18 protein-coding genes and 1 tRNA gene are annotated in these 17,807 nt (G+C 53.8%); 9 read left to right on the top strand and 10 right to left on the bottom strand.

Annotation, left to right across the window (positions count from 1 at the left end; translation table 11 throughout):
• The first annotated feature begins 1 nt into the window (after position 1).
• The 7 genes from ihfA to H8F22_RS03470 all read left to right on the top strand — a co-directional run bounded on the left by ihfA (position 2) and on the right by H8F22_RS03470 (position 6,565).
• Positions 2-304: an integration host factor subunit alpha gene (gene ihfA, locus H8F22_RS03500; RefSeq protein ID WP_002553164.1), complete on the top strand. Its 303-nt coding sequence runs from the start codon at positions 2-4 to the stop codon at positions 302-304.
• Entirely contained in the window at positions 285-641 is a 357-nt protein-coding gene (locus H8F22_RS03495; protein WP_003179985.1) for a MerR family transcriptional regulator, read from the top strand. The genes ihfA and H8F22_RS03495 overlap by 20 nt, the downstream gene beginning before the upstream one ends.
• A gap of 89 nt (positions 642-730) precedes the next feature.
• A tRNA-Pro gene (locus H8F22_RS03490) sits at positions 731-807 on the top strand.
• 516 nt (positions 808-1,323) lie between these two features.
• Positions 1,324-3,654, top strand: a complete 2,331-nt coding sequence (locus H8F22_RS03485) for a P-loop ATPase, Sll1717 family (RefSeq protein WP_020300934.1) — start codon at positions 1,324-1,326, stop codon at positions 3,652-3,654.
• Positions 3,655-3,913: 259 nt separating this feature from the next.
• Positions 3,914-5,167, top strand: coding sequence for a tetratricopeptide repeat-containing protein (locus tag H8F22_RS03480; protein WP_194939756.1), 1,254 nt, complete (start codon positions 3,914-3,916; stop codon positions 5,165-5,167).
• Positions 5,168-5,186: 19 nt separating this feature from the next.
• The gene (locus H8F22_RS03475) at positions 5,187-5,702 is read left to right on the top strand and encodes a TIR domain-containing protein (protein ID WP_324188010.1); all 516 of its coding nucleotides are present in this window, start codon (positions 5,187-5,189) and stop codon (positions 5,700-5,702) included.
• Entirely contained in the window at positions 5,702-6,565 is an 864-nt protein-coding gene (locus tag H8F22_RS03470; protein WP_020300931.1) for a DUF4231 domain-containing protein, read from the top strand. The genes H8F22_RS03475 and H8F22_RS03470 overlap by 1 nt, the downstream gene beginning before the upstream one ends.
• A gap of 77 nt (positions 6,566-6,642) precedes the next feature.
• Here the strand turns inward: H8F22_RS03470 and H8F22_RS03465 are convergent, their stop codons facing one another.
• From H8F22_RS03465 to mobH, 6 genes are all read right to left on the bottom strand, one after another.
• Entirely contained in the window at positions 6,643-7,110 is a 468-nt protein-coding gene (locus tag H8F22_RS03465; RefSeq protein WP_032903651.1) for a TIR domain-containing protein, read from the bottom strand.
• A complete protein-coding gene (locus H8F22_RS03460) occupies positions 7,100-7,702 on the bottom strand; it encodes a 7-cyano-7-deazaguanine synthase (RefSeq protein WP_020300929.1) in 603 nt (200 codons plus the stop codon). Before H8F22_RS03460 ends, H8F22_RS03465 begins: the two co-directional genes overlap by 11 nt.
• A complete protein-coding gene (locus H8F22_RS03455; RefSeq protein WP_032903619.1) occupies positions 7,699-8,397 on the bottom strand; it encodes an 8-oxoguanine DNA glycosylase in 699 nt (232 codons plus the stop codon). Before H8F22_RS03455 ends, H8F22_RS03460 begins: the two co-directional genes overlap by 4 nt.
• Complete coding sequence (locus H8F22_RS03450) at positions 8,394-9,776, bottom strand: toll/interleukin-1 receptor domain-containing protein (RefSeq protein ID WP_020300927.1); 1,383 nt, start codon at positions 9,774-9,776, stop codon at positions 8,394-8,396. Before H8F22_RS03450 ends, H8F22_RS03455 begins: the two co-directional genes overlap by 4 nt.
• A 73-nt stretch (positions 9,777-9,849) precedes the next feature.
• Positions 9,850-11,004, bottom strand: coding sequence for a carbohydrate kinase family protein (locus H8F22_RS03445; RefSeq protein ID WP_194939755.1), 1,155 nt, complete (start codon positions 11,002-11,004; stop codon positions 9,850-9,852).
• 398 nt (positions 11,005-11,402) lie between these two features.
• A complete protein-coding gene (mobH, locus tag H8F22_RS03440) occupies positions 11,403-13,133 on the bottom strand; it encodes a MobH family relaxase (protein WP_020300925.1) in 1,731 nt (576 codons plus the stop codon).
• A gap of 222 nt (positions 13,134-13,355) precedes the next feature.
• On the opposite strand from mobH, the gene H8F22_RS03435 reads away from it, so the two are divergent.
• Positions 13,356-13,550 carry a DUF7740 domain-containing protein gene (locus H8F22_RS03435; protein ID WP_020300924.1) on the top strand — a complete coding sequence of 65 codons (195 nt, stop codon included), beginning with the start codon at positions 13,356-13,358 and terminating at the stop codon, positions 13,548-13,550.
• A 130-nt stretch (positions 13,551-13,680) separates the two neighbouring features.
• Here the strand turns inward: H8F22_RS03435 and H8F22_RS03430 are convergent, their stop codons facing one another.
• Together H8F22_RS03430 and H8F22_RS03425 are read right to left on the bottom strand one after the other, a co-directional pair.
• Positions 13,681-14,640 (bottom strand): ArdC family protein, encoded by a 960-nt coding sequence (locus H8F22_RS03430; RefSeq protein WP_032903620.1) that lies wholly within the window; start codon positions 14,638-14,640, stop codon positions 13,681-13,683.
• A 131-nt stretch (positions 14,641-14,771) separates the two neighbouring features.
• The gene (locus H8F22_RS03425; RefSeq protein WP_016978896.1) at positions 14,772-15,101 is read right to left on the bottom strand and encodes a hypothetical protein; all 330 of its coding nucleotides are present in this window, start codon (positions 15,099-15,101) and stop codon (positions 14,772-14,774) included.
• A 456-nt stretch (positions 15,102-15,557) separates the two neighbouring features.
• Here H8F22_RS03425 and H8F22_RS03420 point away from each other — a divergent pair, with 456 nt between their 5' ends.
• On the top strand, positions 15,558-15,956 hold the full coding sequence (locus tag H8F22_RS03420; RefSeq protein ID WP_020300919.1) for a DUF3742 family protein: 399 nt from the start codon (positions 15,558-15,560) through the stop codon (positions 15,954-15,956).
• On the opposite strand, the gene H8F22_RS03415 is transcribed toward H8F22_RS03420, so the two are convergent.
• Together H8F22_RS03415 and H8F22_RS03410 are read right to left on the bottom strand one after the other, a co-directional pair.
• A complete protein-coding gene (locus H8F22_RS03415; protein WP_020300918.1) occupies positions 15,945-17,486 on the bottom strand; it encodes a conjugal transfer protein TraG N-terminal domain-containing protein in 1,542 nt (513 codons plus the stop codon). The two genes, H8F22_RS03420 and H8F22_RS03415, sit on opposite strands and share 12 nt — an antisense overlap.
• A gap of 10 nt (positions 17,487-17,496) precedes the next feature.
• Entirely contained in the window at positions 17,497-17,805 is a 309-nt protein-coding gene (locus H8F22_RS03410; protein ID WP_020300917.1) for a hypothetical protein, read from the bottom strand.
• Between the last annotated feature and the right edge of the window lie 2 nt (positions 17,806-17,807).

Raw genomic sequence — 17,807 nt, 5'->3', positions numbered from 1 at the left:
TATGGGGGCTCTGACGAAAGCTGAGATGGCGGAACGTCTGTATGAAGAGCTGGGCCTGAATAAACGGGAGGCCAAGGAATTGGTCGAACTGTTTTTTGAAGAAATCAGGCACGCTCTTGAAGACAACGAACAAGTCAAATTGTCCGGTTTCGGCAATTTCGACCTTCGGGACAAACGCCAGCGGCCTGGCCGCAATCCGAAAACGGGGGAAGAAATCCCGATCACGGCTCGCCGTGTGGTCACCTTTCGTCCAGGGCAGAAGTTGAAGGCCCGAGTTGAGGCTTATGCTGGAACCAAGTCATAACGACGAGCTCCCCGTCATCCCAGGCAAACGCTACTTCACCATTGGTGAAGTCAGCGAGCTGTGTGCGGTAAAACCGCACGTGCTGCGCTATTGGGAGCAGGAGTTTCCTCAACTCAACCCCGTCAAACGCCGCGGGAACCGCCGGTATTATCAGCGACAAGACGTGCTGATGATCCGGCAGATCCGCGCGCTTCTTTACGATCAAGGGTTCACCATCGGCGGCGCGCGCTTGCGCTTGTCCGGCGATGAAGCCAAAGACGACACCACCCAATACAAACAAATGATCCGGCAGATGATTGCCGAGCTGGAAGATGTGTTGGTGGTCCTCAAGAAATAATTTCATGCGTTTGAATACTTCCAGTTTTCAAAAGCTTGCGATATATTCTTGAGCGTCCTTCGAGAAGAGGGACGAGTTTCACGCCTAGTCGGGGCGTAGCGCAGTCCGGTAGCGCACTAGCATGGGGTGCTAGGGGTCGAGTGTTCGAATCACTCCGTCCCGACCATATTTTTCAATGACTTAGCCCAATCTTCACAGGTTGGGCTTTTTCATGTCTGAAAAAATACTCCCACATTTACTCCCACGGATATTCTAGATCTAGGTAGCTTTGGTATCTCAAGGGCTGTGAGCTAGCGACAGCTTTGGCATAAGCAGCAACGTGGGCGTTAGTTGAAATCAGGAACTTCGGGTCCTTTTTCGGTGCGCCCAGCATGGGCGCAATCTTGTGGGAGAAGATCCCGCCGTAATGCAAAGCCAAGCAGCAGGCGAAAGATGTGATTCATCTCTGTCGTGGAGACGCAAAGCAAGCGGCCGAGATCTATAGCCCAAGAGAGGTGGTCGCTGAACCTATGACTGCCTGGAAGCCAGGCTACGTGTACGATCCGGGGGCCTTCGACACCAACTAGTGGTCTTGATCCTAGCTCTAGCATGTGATGGGCATACTGATAGCCATTTACCATCGGCATGGTGGTCGTTATCCTGAAGACACGAGAACAACCGGTTGTTATTTCAGGGAAAGGATATGAAGGACGTCATTGGCTTTTTTGCTTACGCGTCAACGCCTGCCGAGATAGGGCAAACCATTGAGAGTGCTGTTGCTACCAGCTCAAGAACCAATACGAAAACGGTTGTGTCTACCTGGAGGGCCTTGGACATCGTCGGTCACTTCATCTCTGACGAAGTGCTGGCAAGTATTGATGCAGCCGATTTCCTGGTTGCTGACATCAGTGAGCTAAATTTCAACGTCACGTATGAAATTGGCTACGCCCTTGGTAAATCAAAGCGCGTTCTGCTTGTCAAAAACAAAAGCCTCCAGTCGCAGGGGTTGAAAATTTCCGATGTCGGTATTTTTGACACCCTTGGGTTTCAGGAATACCAGAACTCGCCTGAGCTGAGCGGTTTCTTGAACAACGCGTCAGCCTGGAAATCGATTGACGTGTCTGCTGCGCTCAATCTCAAGGCACCGGTTTATTTGTTGGATACACCGCACAAAACCGACTGGTCGACCCGCATCATCTCGAGAATCAAAAAGGGCGGCTTCATCTTCCGTAACTTTGATCCAAACGAAACTCCCAGGCTTTCGGCCTATGACGCGATCAATCAGGTCGCACAATCCTATGGAGTTGTGGTTCCGTTGCTATCTACTGGGGCGACAGGAGCGGCCATCCACAACATGCGAGCCGCCTTCATTGCTGGTTTGGCCGATGGCATGGGCAAGGCGATGTGCATTCTTCAGTCAGGCGATGAGCCGGTCCCAGTGGATTATCGAGACTTTGTCCAGGTTACCTACCATCCGAATGATGTTAACCGCGCCATTGAGGTGTTTGCGTCCGATGTGACCCAAGCGTTTCAGCAGCTTGAGGCTTCTGGCGCGAAACCCGAGCGGTCATTTATCAAAAAACTCAACCTCGGCGCGACATCTGCCGAGAACGAAATGCGGGATCTCGAACGTTATTATCTGGAGACCGATCAGTTTCTGAAATCGTTGCGTGGCGAGGCGCATTTGGTCGTCGGTCGTAAGGGTTCTGGAAAATCAGCCATCTTTCTTCAAATCAGGGATGCCGAGCGCGACAAAAACCGTAACAAGAATATCGTTTTGGATTTGAAGCCAGACGGCTACAAACTCATCAAATTCAAAGAACGCATCCTTCAGTTTCTTTCCGAAGGCACCTACCAGCACACAATCACGGCGTTTTGGGAGTACGTGCTACTGCTGGAAATTTGCTACAAGATTTTGGAAAAAGACAAACAGCGTCACATCCATGATCATAGGCTGTATGAAGGCTATCGCGAGCTCGCCGAGCTGTATCGGGGAGAAGATTACGATTCAGAAGGCGATTTTTCTGAGCGCATGTCGATGCTCATGGAGAAAATCTACTCCGAATACCAATCCAAGTACGGTTCAACCAAAAGCGTCAATCTGAGCTCATTCGAAGTGACCGAACTCCTGTACAAGCATGACGTAAAGCAACTCAAACAAAAGCTGGGACGTTACCTTGAGAACAAGCAGGTGCTATGGCTTCTCTTCGACAATATTGATAATGGCTGGCCAACGTCCGGACTGAAGCATGAAGACCTGCTTATGGTCAGAGCTTTGATCGACGCTACGCGAAAAATTGAACGTCAGTTCAGCAGCGACAACATCAAGGTGCGCTCGGTAGTGTTCCTACGCAACGACGTCTACGAGCTGCTGGTCAAGGAGACGTCTGACCGCGGCAAGGAAGCCAGTGTGGTGCTGGATTGGACGGATTCTGACTTGTTACGCGAGCTCGTTCGTTTGCGAATCGTGTCCAACGGTCTTGAAGAAGACCTGGACTTCAAGTCGGCCTGGCTGCGGCTTTTTGTAAGCCATTACAAGGGCGAGGAAACGTCTCAGTTTCTGATAGAGCGTTCCTTGATGAGACCACGCTTTCTCTTGAATCTGATCAATCATTGCAAGAGCTTTGCCATCAACCTCAACCACGAGATTATCGAAGGCAGCGACATTGAGAAAGGCATCGCGGCCTATTCAGCGGATCTGCTGCGCGATATTGGCTACGAGCTTCAGGACGTGTCCGATGAGACTGAAGGCCTTCTCTACGCTTTCGTCGCATCATCCGCCGACCTTTCTGAGCAGCAGGTGATGGATACTCTCCTTAAGTCTGGGCTTGATCAGCAGAAGGCGAGTCGCGCGGTAGATCTGCTGCTTTGGTATGGATTCCTGGGCATTCGAATCAACTCGGACGATCCTAAGTTTATTTATGATTTTAGCTACAACAAAGCGCTCATGGACGGGGTTAAGAAGAACTCGAACCAAGCGGTCAGTCTTGTAATTAACCAGGCGTTTTGGCCAGCATTGATGATCAACCAATAATCTAAAAATCATCCGCCAGATGGTAGGGATAGCCCCGTTGTCTGCCTTAGCCGCCGTTGGCCTGACAGACCTCAAAACAATGCTCTATGTGCGTCGCACGATTCAGATTTGCCCTTTTGCCGGAGATCGAATTCGTGGTTGCTTCATATCTTTCGAGGGCTCATCAATGAGCCTTGCATGGGCTTAGCTTGTGCTCGAACAGGATCGATAGACAGCCGCGATTTTGATCAAACATTTTTGCGAGTAAGAGATCGCTGTGATGAAGTTATGCTTTGTCGTGATGGGGTATGGCAAGAAAACCGAGTATGAGTCTGGTCGCACGCTCGACCTGAATGCAACGTACGAAACGATTATCGAGCCCGCTGTCACCAGCCGCGGCTTACGCTGCGTTCGGGCTGACGAGATCATGCAGTCGGGACTTATCGACGTAAAAATGTACGACCTGCTGCTCAGGGCTGATCTGGTCATCGCCGATATTTCCACGGGAAACGTAAACGCCGTCTACGAACTGGGAGTACGTCACGCGCTGAGACCGAATTCGACCATCGTCATGAGCGAGGACAAGGGCAAGCTGTACTTTGACCTCAATCACATCAGCACTTTCCAGTATTCGCATTTTGGTGAGGACATTCTTGCACGTGAGGCGCGGCGCGCCACGGAGGCCCTGGGTAACCTGATTGAGGCCGTGATGGCCGCCCAGGCTATCGACAGTCCAGTTTATACGTTCCTGCCCAGGTTGCGCTCGCCGAGTATGTCGGATGAAGAGTTTGAAGAGTTGGTCGATGAAGTAGAAGCCGCTCAACAACGACTTTTTCATCACATGCGCGAAGGTGAAAAGTTGATGCGGCAGAGTCAACATCATGCTGCCAGCGTAGAGTTTGCTGCTGCAAGGGATATGAAGCCTGGTGAGCCTGATATTTTGCAAAAGCTTGCACTGAGCACCTATAAGTCAAAGATTCCTAATGAGCTCGCCGCGCTGCGAGCTGCCATGGAAGTGCTTAGCCCCCTCAATCCTGAAAGCTCGAATGACCCCGAGACTGTTGGCATTGCGGGAGCGATCGTCAAGCGAATCTGGCTGCTTGAGGGTGATAGAGCTTCACTTGACTCCGCCATTGCTTTTTATCGCCGAGGCTTTGAGGTCAAGCGTGACTATTACAACGGCGAAAACCTTGCGCTGTGCTTCGAGTTTCGAGCGCAAATACAAACAGAAGACGCGGAGAGAATGTTCGACTTCATGTGCGCGCAGAAAATCCGTGAAGCGATTTTGAGGATTCTGTTGCCTGTGCTGGAGTCTCCCGATTTCATTGAACGCAGCGACAGACGCTGGGTGTATGCGACTTTGGCCAACTGCTATTTTGCGGTCGGAGACGCCACGCAAGCCGAGACGTTCGAGAATCATTTTATGGGAGCCTTCATTGCTCAATGGGAGGTTGATACTTATCAGGCGGGCAAAAGTCACGTGTTAGCAACCCGAGAGAAACGGCTCGCAGCGGTGGCCCCGTCTCAGCACTGACCGTTTGAGGTTATCGACAATGCTCAACCAACGACTTCAAGAAAGGAACAGCGAAATGGGGTTGCCCAGAACATTCGTCGGCTTCAGCAGCACAGACCGACACATGTATGAACTGATGGGGGCGTGGAAGAAAAACACTCGGATCGATTTTGATTTCGCCGACTGCCAGTTGAACATGGCGTTGAACTCGGAAGACGAGGATTACATCAAGCGCAAATGCCGGGAAAGGATTGATATGGCCGGCACCTTCGCACTGCTGATTGGCAGGGACACGCGTTCGAAACACAAATACGTGCGTTGGGAGATACAGGTAGCGATAGAGAAGGGGTGCAAGCTCATCGGCATCAACCTGGACGGAGCCCGCCAGGTGAATGCTGATCTTTGCCCTCCCATCCTGCAGGACGTTGGGGCAGTGTTCGTCCCGTATTCCCCTGCCATTATTGCTCATGCCCTGGCGAACCCCACGGCAAGTGAGCGTGGCAACTATTTCTATCCGCCAGCCGTGTATCAAAAACTCGGCTATGAGGTTCCTTGATGCAGATTTCTGATTTCCCTGGTCTCTATCAGGCCGCCGATGAGCTGTCGGGTTCCGCTCAGAAGCATTTTCTTGCCGCGCTGCTCACTAACCTGGCGCTGTTGGTGGTGGCCGCAGTCGTCTCGGTTATCAATTATCCTCACTGGGGTGCAGCGGCCCTGCAGGCGGCTCTTTTAGCCGGCGCATTAGCCAGCTCTGTGTATTTGGCGACACAGCGGCCTGAGCGGCTTTGGTATTCGGGGCGTGCCGTCGCCGAATCAATCAAAACCATGGTGTGGCGCTACGTGTCCCGCGCAGAGCCTTTTCATGAAAGCGACGAGGCGGCCAAGAAGCATTTGCTGGCAAAGCTTACGCAAGTAGTTGAGCAAAACCCAGGCGTGTCGAACAAGCTGCTCACGCATCTGCCGGCCCAGCAAATTACGTACAAGATGAAGCTGATGAGGGCCGGTGATTTCGAAACCCGGCGCGATACGTACATCGAATCCCGGATCAACGACCAACTGGGATGGTATTCACGTAAAGCTAACTTCAACGCCCAGGCCGCCAAGTATTTCTTCATTACATTGATCGCCGTTAACGCCATCGCTTTTGGATGTGCGCTGATCAAGATCGCCAACGTGGAATACCAATACTTTCCGACTGACGTGCTGATCGCTGTTGCAGCAAGTATTCTGACGTGGATGCAGGCAAAACGCTTCACTGAGCTATCGGCGTCTTACGCACTGACTGCGCATGAGATTACGCTTATACGTGAACAGGCCGATGAGCTGAAAAAAGATGAGCATTTGTCGACATTTGTAGGTGACGCTGAGAACGCATTTTCTCGTGAGCACACTCAGTGGGAGGCAAGGAAGGACAACTGACAGCGCCTCGCGTGCGAACGACTACTGGCAGGAGTAGGGCGCTAGTTTCAGAAGCTAAACACCTTCCTGCCGGCAGCTTATTTAAGCTCGTCGGAGAGCTTCGACCAGGGTACGGTTTTGATCTTGTGTTCCGATACCCATTTAGGCTCAGCTGCGCCGAACTGCTTACCGGAATGCACAGCTACAACCTTCTTGCCAAGCTCTAGGCTCTTTTCTACCTCCCATTTCACCCACTTGCTCTGGGCAGTGTCCTTGGAAATGAAGACCACAGTGATAGATGAGCGGTTGATGCGCTCGGCGATCTTGCGCTTGATGTACTCCGCCTGCTCACTGTCGTAGGGTTCGCGGACTGAATGATCATTGAACTCGATGTCATTGTTATCGTTTTTTGCCTGTCCCCTGAGCAGATTGACCTCAGCCATGTCCTCAGTGGCAAAACTGATGAACACGTTGCGCTTGCCCTCATTTAGAGCAGCCTTGGCTTTTTGCTCCAGTGACCTGACATCACCGAGTCGGCTCCATCCACCTGTGCTGCTACCGCCCATCATTGGCACCCTCAAATTTGAATTCGTTGCAGGCGATACAGTTGCCGCACGGCTGTTCTTCACCCAGGTGGCACGAGTAGGTCTGAGAGATGCCTTTCTCGGCTGCCAGCGTCACGACGTCAGGTTTGGTGAACGATGAGAGCGGTGCAAGCACCTTGATATTCCGGCCCATGCATAGAGTTATCATGCGCTCAGCCTCCTCGAGGAATCCGGAGGTCTGATCAGGAAAAAGGCTGGTGCTTTCGTGAAGCAATCCGATGGAGATCGCATCGGCGTTTTTCTGATGGGCGTAAGCGGCGGCGGTCAACAGAAAAAGCATGTTCCGGCCGGGAGTGAAGGCGTCGTCAATGATGTGCAAGGTCGGGTCGGTGAGTCCCGAGCGAATCAACCTGCCAAATCCCGACAGACCGGCAATTTCGGGCTCAGGAAGTCCAAGCTTCTGCATGGCCAGCTTGCAGGCTGCGAGCTCTCGGTCGCGGGCGCGTTGACCATAATCTACAAAGAGTGGAAATATCTGCAGGCCTTGCTCCTGTGCCAACTTGGCGACGAGCGTAGAGTCTAGGCCTCCGGAAACCAGTGTCACGATACTCATACTAAAACAGCCTCCTGCTTGCGATTTGCAACGCGCATAACGATCCATATGGCCCAATCCAAAAGACCAACCGGGCAATCCATTTCCCGGGCATGGTCACGAAGCCTGTCTTCATGCCTGCCATACTGATTCAATCCGGATATGGATACCTGAGTGCCTGAATATATCCCCTGAGCAGACATGTAATTGAGCACGTGCCGATCAAGGATTGCCAAGTCATAAGTAACCCCGCAATTGCGCAAAAACATACTGGCTTGCTTGGGCCCCATACCGGATGCATGGGCCACTAGCCACGCGCGTACATCACTGACGTCACCACTGATCAGCGCCTTGAGTGAGCCGCCAATGCTTGCTACGGCCGCCCACGTGGACGCTAAGTGACCGGCTTTTGCCCTGGGAAACCTGTAAGTGCGCATTTTGCCGTCGACAACGAGAGGGGTTCTGAGCACTTCAAACAATTTCTCGGCAAGGTGCTCGCTGTGTTGTTTGTTGTGATAAAGATAGCCACGTTCATCGATGGCATCGGCGGCTGCCATAGCGAGCGGGTAGGGGACCTGGCTACTGAGAATGCAGCAAGAAAGCTCCCACCATAGATGACGCTCGTCAGACACTGCGCCGGCTTCGATGCGTGTGCGAATATCTGGACAGACCGCAGCGACAGCTCTGCAGAGCGCTTCAGCGCTATAAGTGGTCATAGAAAAATTCCTGGGAATAGCGATCGAAGCTCGGCGCTTTTCATGCCGGTAACTCCCATGGCGAACGGTTCTTCGCGGCCTTTCGAATACATGTCACGCATGATTCGGCCAAACTCCGCATAATACTCTAGATTGTGGAACGCAACCTTGCCTGCGTAGCCTATGTTGTTGTTTGCCATCACCCTATCCATAAATTCACTTCGGATCCTTTTCGTTTTGAAAAAGTCGAAGTGTTGGAAGTGGTGAAGCCGCTCAAGCTCAGGATCTACCGCAAACCGACACCACTCAAGACCGTCGAACGTGTCCGCGCCAGCGGCCGCCAGTAGTGCAATGCTCCACGGGTTTCCAGTGCCCAGTAGATGAATGGGTTGATAATAGGGCAGCTTGTCCAGTTCATCCCTGATATGTCTGACAGTCAATGCACGCTGCGCAAGGCCCGCACCCAGTTCCCTTTCCGGAATGGCGATGATAGGCGGTTGCAGGTGCTCGGATATCGCCCTGACGATCCGAGGAAGTCTTTCGAGCCCCTTAGGGGTCTGCTTGACGTGAATGATGGGTAGCACCGGAGCAGAGGTGTGCTTGGCGTCGCGCTCCACTGCTTTTATGACCTGCCTGACCGCCACTTCGAATTTGTCACTGGGGGTCATGTTGTCAAAACAGAACGCCCAATCGTGTGGCGTATCGGTTAGCGCGCGCTTCAGGTTCGATGGCTTCCACTGTTTGTCATTCAGGCGGTAAGCCTCATAATTGCCCGAGTCGATGAGAACAAAACCGCCTAGGTCTCGATAGGTCGTTATTTCAGCAATCATCTTGTGTCGCGATTCAGAATTAACCAGGTCATAGGCAGAAACAAGAATCGAGCGCGTCGGATACACCGTTAATGCTTCCAACGCTTCTACGGGATCGAACTGTGTCTCGTGTGACGAAACAGACATGAAGACATTAGGAAGGGCAAGCGCACCGTCAGCTATCGTGGCTAACCGGACGGGCTTACCCTGAGGAGGTACAACGAGCCCGATTTTCTTCTGCAGCAACTGAAAGCATGAGTGATCTGCTTCGCCCTGCCATGACCGGAAATCAACACTGCTGAAGTGACCATATGGGTACGGCGGATCACTGTCATCCAAAATGAGAGGGACGACCTTCTTTTGATATTTTTCTGCCAAGCTCAACTCGCCAGTGATGGTGTGCTTGTGAGCAAATGAGGAATATAGAGCAACGACGCATTTCGCTTCTTTGAGATTTTCTGTAATCGCGACACTGAAGTCGCCAACTATCAAATCGTCTAGCCACACGCTCCAGGACGCGGAGAGGAGATCGCGAACCTTCAGCGCTGTCTTGCTATTTTCTTTGGCATATATGATATAGACGTCCGCCATGGATCGATCTGGCCTCAGCTGGTTACATTCCGTTGCATGACCCTGCGGGCGATGCCGATTATTGTTTTATCTTTCAGTGAGTGGCAGCGGCTTCGCCAGCAGCCCAGACTGCGAGGTACATTGCTGTCGTGAAGTCATCCGTTGTCTCTGTTGCAACGGTTAATACACTCGCGGCAGTAGTGCGCTCGTGGAGTGTGATGATCGGAATTGATCGGGCTCGGTCTTCTGCAATTCGTGCCAGGGACTCCACCGACAACTCATCATTTATTACCAAGGTCGCATCCGTATTCCAGCCAGCGTTTGCCACTTCAATCTGTGGACATGTCACATCAACACCCAGTTCGCGCAATGCAAACCGGGCTTCTTCCATCGTGTATCGCTGTCCTAGTGAATCAACACCACCTTCAAGACGAACCCTGCCACCTCTCCAAGATGAGATAGGCTGACGTTGCTTGAGGATGGATTCATCAAACTCGAACGCACGGGTATCGCAATAGACAGATACCGACCGTGACGCCAGATCTGCAGCTTGGTGAGGCGGCAGTTCGCCTTGCGCCCAATGAACCGCAAATACGGCAGTAAATATGTCACCTGTTCCGATTTTAAAAACACTGCTGGAACGATAAGCCGGTATGTGTGAAATCTTGCCTACACCCTCGTAAACTGAGGCGCCACGTGCACCTTGTTTGATCACGACAACCTGTGCGCGTTGTCTTTTCAGCAGGTGTTGCGCCGCTAAGTGCAACTCATCGATTCCAGTTATCTGGCGCACTTCCAGTTCATTCATTACTAGGGCCAATTCTCTGGCCGTCGACCCATTGGCTCCAAACGATGGCGGGTTATGCCAGGTTTGCGGGTCGTATACGGCCCGATTCGCCGTGACCACCGCATCTCCCTCAAGAAAGCCGAAGCGCAAAACGGCGTTCCCAGTCACCGATATCGAGTTTTCGCGGTTGATGGACGCGCGGGGTGGCTCAATATGGGGCGAAGAAAGGGGGTGGAAATACGCAAAGACTATTGGCGATGGCCTGGTAGCGGCATGCGTGATGATTCCCTGCGACTCCAGCGAAACCAATGCGGAGCGATCAGCGGGGGAGGCATAAGTGGAAAACTCGACACCCGAAGCCAGTGCGTTGGCGGCCAAGGCAGCGCGACCTCCAGAGCCCAGCGTAGAGTCCCAGAACGGTACATCACATAACTCGCGATATAGACCACCAACGATGTGCATTCCGTGCCCTCGGTCAGTCTTACGTCGGATCGGCAGCCAATGCATCGCTTCAGAGACTGAAGTTCAGATGATTTGCTCTTTAACGCATATCGCATCATGCCCTACAAAAAAAGCCTGAAAACCAGCAGCCACATAGTCGCTGCGCGGCGAACGACAACGATCGTCGATTGACACTTCGGTCGATCAAGCTCACGTCCTCGAGGCCCGATGATGCTGCACGAGTATAGGTGTCATGATGATATTATCGTCAAGCAGGGCGCCCCAAAAAACTTTGAGACTAAGCCAATCAACCATCGAACTCTATGAGCTCCTGGAGAGCGGCAACGGAACGGTTCAGTAATGAGCGCTGCCCCGAGTTGATTGTGCATGTCGAGCACCCAATGGGATGCTACGGAGATTTAAGCTTTTTCGAGCTTAAGAAAGGGATTATCGGTAGGTACGGCCGCAGCTTTGAACAATAGTGCTGGTTCTTCTAGCAAATAGCCTTTGAGTTTTGCCTTCTTACGGGGACCTTCGACCTGACAAGCCCAGATATTTAGACCGTCGTCACGCTTCCTGTGGACCTTCAATTTTTCGAATTGCTTCTGCACCCAACGCCATTCTTCAGTCTCTTGATTGGCACCCTGAGAGATACCAGGGAACTCCTGCGCATAGCGTTGGAAGAGACCAGGCGTGACCAGAAATACGCTGCCACTCACCGTGTGGATTTTGGCCTTGCTGTCATTGATGACCAGTTTGTGGCTCAGGATGCTTTCCTTGACCCAATTCAAGAATGCCTGGCCAGGGTTATTCGAAGGAGGATTTGAGATTTCGAGAGCGTTTGCTGACGGTGCATCACGTGCCTCGGGTTCTGCCATTTCGAACATATCCAGCAACGCTCCTAAGTAGTCGGCATCTTCCGTGGCTACGGGATCTGGCTGTGATGGGCTTTGATCTGATCCTCTACTGACAACCTTGGGTGCTAGTGGCGATGCCGGAGCGTCAGTTGAGTGGTCATCGACTGCGAAGCTTACCGTTCCGCTGAAAGCTTCAGGTCGGTCTTCGTTCGCCCAAATCAACGCCGGTTGAAGGCGCAGAAAGGTAAAGCTCTGCTGCCAGTTTCCCTGCGTGACAAGCGCAGTCCAGATGGCTTTGCCTTCCGGCGTGGACTCAACCAATCCATGCGATTGCAGTTCGTCGAACACAGCAATGTTGGACGACGGAATGCCTTCTATCGCTTGTGAAAGCAAATAAGCTCGGAGTTTGTCCGTGACTGCCTTACTAACCAACCACAGGGAGTCCTGGGTCAGCCATCCCGCGGCCCCTGGCTGGTTGAGTTTCAGCTCGTGCTGAACGAGATGACGCAGTCCGCTGATCAAGTGATGTTGCAGCGTATGAATCGGCGCTTGCAACGCCTTGCTTGGGTTGCCACCGATGTTCTGTGCGGTGGAGACCCGGTCGGCTTGAATCACCAACTCGCCCAGCACGCCGGCGCGTTCATACTGGCCGGCTAGGACATACAGCAGACTCGCCCACAGCGGCGGAAAGCCACTCAGCCAATCGAGGATCGGTCGGTTGAGAATCTGGGTGTAGAGCAAGCCTGCGGCGGCGCCGTGCAGGTGATAGTCGCGACCTTTGAGGTAGCGAAAGCGGTAGGGCTGATCCAGGGGACCCTGCCAAGGATGCCAAACACGGCCATCCTGGCGTTCGACTAGCAGGTCCACGGCGATCTTGCCGATGTCATGCAGAAGGGCACCATAAGCAATACCCGCCGACCAGGCATCGGTCTGGGCGGCTTGGTCTTCGGGCGCAGCGCCGGTTGGCAGCAGATACGACTGACGCAGTTTCAAACTGCAAGCGACCAGTTCCAGTCCATGGTCGAGCATGCCGCCAAGGTAAGCATGGTGGTGCGTCTCGCTGGCAGGCAGTTGCTGGACCTGTTCGGCGTAGCGATGGATCGGATTTATATAGAGCTGGGTGAACTGCGCGTGGGAGAGGGCGGTGTACTGCCAGATGCGGTCGAGCAACTGGCGGCGGTGTTCCGCGGCTAACAAACTGTGAGCCGACTCGATGGGCAGGTAACCTTCGGCGACGTTGACGGTCGGTGGCGGAGGGGGCTTCTGCCTTTTGCGGCGAAACAGGCTGAGCATCGTGATCTCCGGGAAGTGGCTGGGTCATTGGCCTTTTAGCCTTTTCGGATAGCGCTCTTACCCTTGAGTGCCCATTCCCTTCCAACCCTTACCCGTCCTTTTGGCTCGTGTCCCTTTGTGAGGCAATCGGAATATGGATACTGCTAGGCATCATTTTTTTGGGGGCTAGTACGGAAAAGAAAAGAGTCGGTACACTGCGGTGCCTATTTTTTGGGTCTTGCCATGAACCTTACTGACGCCACGCTCGTGCTGCTGCTCGCGGCACGTATCCATGGGACCGACGAAGCCGTCAGGGCCTCGGCGAAGAGCGTGGTCAAGAAGTTACCGCGCAGTAAACGCGATCTGATCTACAAGGTGATCGACAGCCGGAGTCCGCTCGAGCTGGTGGATTTTCTGGCGCAGAACCTGGATACATAACGGCATGCTGCGGGTGTGCGCCCCTCTCTTTTTCTTTGCGTGAGGGGCCCGCCGTCTGTTTTCTGGAAACAGAAAAAAGGGCTCAACTCGCGTTGGGCCCTGTGAAGCGTTTGCAGCGGTGAGGTAACGATCAAGCTCCATCGTTCATGCATAGTGAGTCATCCAAGACCGCTTGCTTCAGTTGCTGCTCCAGGTTGAGTACATACTCCGAGGCGCTTCGGGCCTGGCCACTGGCGCGGAAGATCGCGCGTTTGTCAGCCTTGAGCAGGCCGAGCCAGGAGTCAATGTAGCCCTCGTGCCTAAGTTCTCCCTGTATACCGGTGTAGGCACATAAAAACGCAGCGCCCATCTCGGCGATCAACTCCTCAAACGCGTAGCCTGGCGAGCCGAACGGACAGGCTGACGTCATGCCTTCGCGCTGCAACCGAGAGTGATGCCCGGTCCAGTGCGTCAGCTCATGAAGTGCCGTGGCGTAGTACCCGCCTTCATCGTGAAATTGTGCTTTTGTCGGCAGTTGGATGAGATCCCTGATCGGGTGGTAAAAGGCTTCGTCGGCAGGCCGATGAACGATGCGTGCACCTGAACTTAATAGCAGATTTTCCGCGGCGCTGTTGGGCTGGAAGGGATCACTCTGTTCCGTCTCGAGCAGGGTTTCATTGAGCATTTCGAGCCCCTCCGTTTGCTCGATGTTGAACAGAAAATGTGTCCTGAGAATGCCGAAGTGAGCGACCTTGGGTTGACCGTTTTCATCGAGTACGGGTTGGCCTGACTCGGTCTGTTCCTCGCGCTCCATCGGCTTGTAGAGCACCGCCAGAGTGCTGTGCTCACCCTTACGAATGTGCCCACCGGTCTTTTTGGCTTGGTTGAAGGTCAGCCAACGATCTTGAGTGAACCCCTGCAACCTGGCCTCGGCCCAGAGCAGCGGTAAATTGATGCCCGAATACGGACGTCGTGTGATGGCGTTGACGGGGTAGGGTTGATGACCGATGTAAGCGGAGCCACTTGAGGACCAGGGTTTGATCCAGGGAGCAACGCCTTGGTCTAACGCGGTAACGATCTTGTCAGTTACGTCTTGGTAGATATCGCGCATGGCAATTTCCTCGAGAGAAAACGGAGGAACGCCTTGCCCGTCGGGGGAGGGTTCCCCGGTTGGGTGATGGGTTGGATTGATGCAGGTCTTGCATGCCGCCCGAATGTGGAGGTGGGCGCCGCCCATTGCGCTTAGCGCTGGTGTTCTCCTGCAAGCGCTATCAGCAAGGCGGCAGGCTGACCCGGTTCTTGGAGTAGGCTCAGACTCAATTGCAGCAACGGGTCGTGGTGTAAGTGATCGGTTGGTTCAATGTGGATTACCTCGAACAGCACGTAGGGCTTGTGTGGATAGGCCAGGTGGGCTTCGAAGGCTGCGCGCAATACGTGGCTCAACCGATCGACCTGCAGCTTCTCAGCGTGATCGGATTGCTCGAGCAGTACTGCGCGTTGCCACGCGCCAGGGGTGAACACGATGGGCAACCGAAGGGTGTTCAGTGTTTGCGGTGTAAGTGAGTCGGGCATGGTATGTCTCCGTTGAATACGCGAAGAAACCTGCCCTGTGCGGGGAAAGATTTCCCCGCAGTGGGTTGAAGAAAATCAAGAGGGCTTATCTCACGAGCAGCGCTCGAAAGGCGCTCAGGAGAGCAGTAGGCGTTCATCATCGTAGCAACGGTCACCGTGCGAGCCACCGAACGCTAATCGCACTTGGGGAGAACCATCATCGAAGTGACGGAGCCTTGAAGGTTCTGGCTACCTGGGAAAGTGCTGTCGATAACAGCGATCCGTACCTTGTATTTAGCTGGACGATTTATCTGGGTCAATCACTGTAGATAGGCTTTTTCACGGGGCTTGTCTTCTGTCTTCCAGTGAAGATTTTTTCGGCTGGGCAAACTGATAAACGGTCAGGCACGGACAGTTTTCAGTAGTAGGCTGTTACTCCTGTCTCAACCATGAAAACGCTCAGAAGAGTGCGAGAGCATGCCGACTCAGCAACCTGTTCAGAATTCACGTGGCCACAGCTGGGCGTACGCATGTGGCACGTCGGTAAAGCGTGGTTATCGCAAATTGCAAGCGTTTGAGTCCCGCCTGGCTGAGCGTGCGGTGACGGCAGGTATGCCCGCAGGTAAATTACTTGTTCGCGGGAGCTTTCTGATTGCCAAACTGGCATTGATCGGAGGATTGCTCTTTGTCAGTGTTTGGCTGGTTACTTTTTTTGTGATGATGCTGGCTGTCATCACTTTGCTATGGTTCAGGGCTTTTGTTGGTTCCGATCATCAAGAGGAAAGTCCAGGGCCAGACTACCTAGGTGCTGATCTCTACATCGGTGACTTCGATGACAATGGGCATTATATAGGCGACAGCAAGTCATCTAATTGAACGTTTTGCAGCACCCAATATTTGATCCGTACCTTTGCTCGCTGAATCACTTGCGGCTTTGCTACCGTTCGCCAACATGCCTTGAATCCCGTTGCCGACTGAATATCCTGCCCAGCTCATGGCCCCTAGAAACAGCATTGGTAGCACGATGAACATCGCCCCCATCACATACTCGATCACCTGTGCCGTGACGGTTCCATCCATGAAGCCGGATGTGGGCAGCGATAACAGCACTTGATTGGAAGCCGAAACCTGGTTGTACAGCGTATCGAGCATGCTGGAGTCGATCCAGCGAGCGAGTTCCCACCAGAAGCTCAGCATGTGTAAGGTGAACAGCGCGAACGTCACGGTCATGACAGTTTTCAACTGGTAGGTACTGACCAGCAGGATCAGCGGCAAGCTGATGATGACGCCCATGATCAGGAACGCCTGCACCATCGGCAAGGCGGCGCGTAGTGCATTCATTGCCGGGAAGTTGCTGAAGGAACCGAGGGCCAGCCCGGTATTGGTGGCTAGGTTATTGAGCCCCTGATTGATCGAGCCGCCACGAGCGCTGGAACCATAGTCCTGGTACACCTGTCCGGGCGACATGGACATCGATTGCTGGCGCGGACTGACCAGTTCGCGCAGGGTGGCATCCTCGATGTCGTTGCTCGAGCGGCCAGTCAGCCAATTTTTCAGCTGAGTCAGCAGAGAGGGATCAACCTGCTGGATCAACTGCTCGCGCAAGCCAACACCGCTGTCGCTCCACCACTGCTTGCAAGTGGGGTAGCCCGCGGCACTCTCCAGCCGCGGCAAGGAAACATCGCGGCTTTCGTCATACGGCCAACTGATTCGCGGTGTGCGTGAACGATCCGTGTCGTAGTAGCCGGGCGTGTCGAGAAGATAGCTTGAGCCGATCCAGGACGCGTCGTGACTTTGTGCCTTGTCCAGTTGCGGGCGATTGGTAAACAACCGAGAACGGGAATAGCCATAACAGTCGCGGGTGAAGTCGGCGACTTCCTGCAGCAGTACCTGGCTGTTGATACGCGAGCTGTCGATCTCCATGCGCATCTGCCGAATATCCGGTGCGCAGGGAATGGAGGCGGTGGCTGCGGCGGTTACTCCTTTGCTCAAGGCATGCACTAGAAACCACCAGATCGGTACGTTGGCGGAGCGTTCGCCGATGGTATTGAAGGTTGTCCCCCAGGCGGTTTCCGCTGGCTTGGCCACATTTACGCCGCAGCGCTGACTTGCCGCATCATCGAACGTCATTGACGAGAGGCTCAACGGAAAGACCGGCGCGCAGCCGAACAATACGACGATGTAGGCCAGCCACAACCGGTTCTCGATCCGTGGCACCGAGAGCAATCCCTTGTTTCCCTCATCCGCGCCTTGCTGACGGGCTGACAGCCATTCCTGGAGGATGATCGCGCCAAAGGGCGCGGCGAACAGTCCGGTGTCGGACAGGACGCTCCAGAGTCCGTTGTTGATGATCCAGGCCAGCAGGGAGAGGTAAAACTCCAAGTAGCTGTTGGTGCTCATGAGCATGGTGGTGACCTCACAGTCGGGTGAGTTCGACGAAGGTAAAGAGCACGAGCCCTAATGCCCCGATGCGTTTCACGCGCAGTCGATCCTGTGGTCGATGTCGGTAGCGCCGAAGCAGATCCACCCACAGCGCGAAGAGGGCGCCGTAGAGCAGGGCACGCCACCACTGCAGATAGGGCCTTACGGATTCGAATGCCTGCTGCCAGACCTCGAAGCTGCCCAGCGCAGCGTGGCCGATCCATGCGACCAGTGCGGCGGTCAGGATCATCACTGCGGCAATCCCCAGACTCGAAAGCAAAGTGAATAGCGGTGAGCGTTTCATGG

Source organism: Pseudomonas mucoides, assembly GCF_015461845.1.
Lineage (GTDB): Bacteria > Pseudomonadota > Gammaproteobacteria > Pseudomonadales > Pseudomonadaceae > Aquipseudomonas > Aquipseudomonas mucoides.
Note: the sequence above shows the minus strand (reverse complement) of the source record. Positions and strands in the feature narration are given on the sequence as shown.

What these genes read in the sequence shown, in the direction of transcription:
- H8F22_RS03470 (WP_020300931.1), top strand. Translation starts at nt 5,702, where the DNA reads ATGCAGATTTCTGATTTCCCTGGTCTCTATCAGGCCGCCGATGAGCTG.
- H8F22_RS03495 (WP_003179985.1), top strand. Translation starts at nt 285, where the DNA reads ATGCTGGAACCAAGTCATAACGACGAGCTCCCCGTCATCCCAGGCAAA.
- H8F22_RS03420 (WP_020300919.1), top strand. Translation starts at nt 15,558, where the DNA reads ATGCCGACTCAGCAACCTGTTCAGAATTCACGTGGCCACAGCTGGGCG.
- H8F22_RS03460 (WP_020300929.1), bottom strand. Translation starts at nt 7,702, where the DNA reads ATGAGTATCGTGACACTGGTTTCCGGAGGCCTAGACTCTACGCTCGTC.
- H8F22_RS03450 (WP_020300927.1), bottom strand. Translation starts at nt 9,776, where the DNA reads ATGGCGGACGTCTATATCATATATGCCAAAGAAAATAGCAAGACAGCG.
- H8F22_RS03435 (WP_020300924.1), top strand. Translation starts at nt 13,356, where the DNA reads ATGAACCTTACTGACGCCACGCTCGTGCTGCTGCTCGCGGCACGTATC.
- H8F22_RS03430 (WP_032903620.1), bottom strand. Translation starts at nt 14,640, where the DNA reads ATGCGCGATATCTACCAAGACGTAACTGACAAGATCGTTACCGCGTTA.
- H8F22_RS03465 (WP_032903651.1), bottom strand. Translation starts at nt 7,110, where the DNA reads ATGGGCGGTAGCAGCACAGGTGGATGGAGCCGACTCGGTGATGTCAGG.
- ihfA (WP_002553164.1), top strand. Translation starts at nt 2, where the DNA reads ATGGGGGCTCTGACGAAAGCTGAGATGGCGGAACGTCTGTATGAAGAG.
- H8F22_RS03485 (WP_020300934.1), top strand. Translation starts at nt 1,324, where the DNA reads ATGAAGGACGTCATTGGCTTTTTTGCTTACGCGTCAACGCCTGCCGAG.
- H8F22_RS03410 (WP_020300917.1), bottom strand. Translation starts at nt 17,805, where the DNA reads ATGAAACGCTCACCGCTATTCACTTTGCTTTCGAGTCTGGGGATTGCC.
- H8F22_RS03445 (WP_194939755.1), bottom strand. Translation starts at nt 11,004, where the DNA reads ATGCACATCGTTGGTGGTCTATATCGCGAGTTATGTGATGTACCGTTC.
- H8F22_RS03480 (WP_194939756.1), top strand. Translation starts at nt 3,914, where the DNA reads ATGAAGTTATGCTTTGTCGTGATGGGGTATGGCAAGAAAACCGAGTAT.
- H8F22_RS03455 (WP_032903619.1), bottom strand. Translation starts at nt 8,397, where the DNA reads ATGACCACTTATAGCGCTGAAGCGCTCTGCAGAGCTGTCGCTGCGGTC.
- H8F22_RS03475 (WP_324188010.1), top strand. Translation starts at nt 5,187, where the DNA reads ATGCTCAACCAACGACTTCAAGAAAGGAACAGCGAAATGGGGTTGCCC.
- H8F22_RS03425 (WP_016978896.1), bottom strand. Translation starts at nt 15,101, where the DNA reads ATGCCCGACTCACTTACACCGCAAACACTGAACACCCTTCGGTTGCCC.
- mobH (WP_020300925.1), bottom strand. Translation starts at nt 13,133, where the DNA reads ATGCTCAGCCTGTTTCGCCGCAAAAGGCAGAAGCCCCCTCCGCCACCG.
- H8F22_RS03415 (WP_020300918.1), bottom strand. Translation starts at nt 17,486, where the DNA reads ATGCTCATGAGCACCAACAGCTACTTGGAGTTTTACCTCTCCCTGCTG.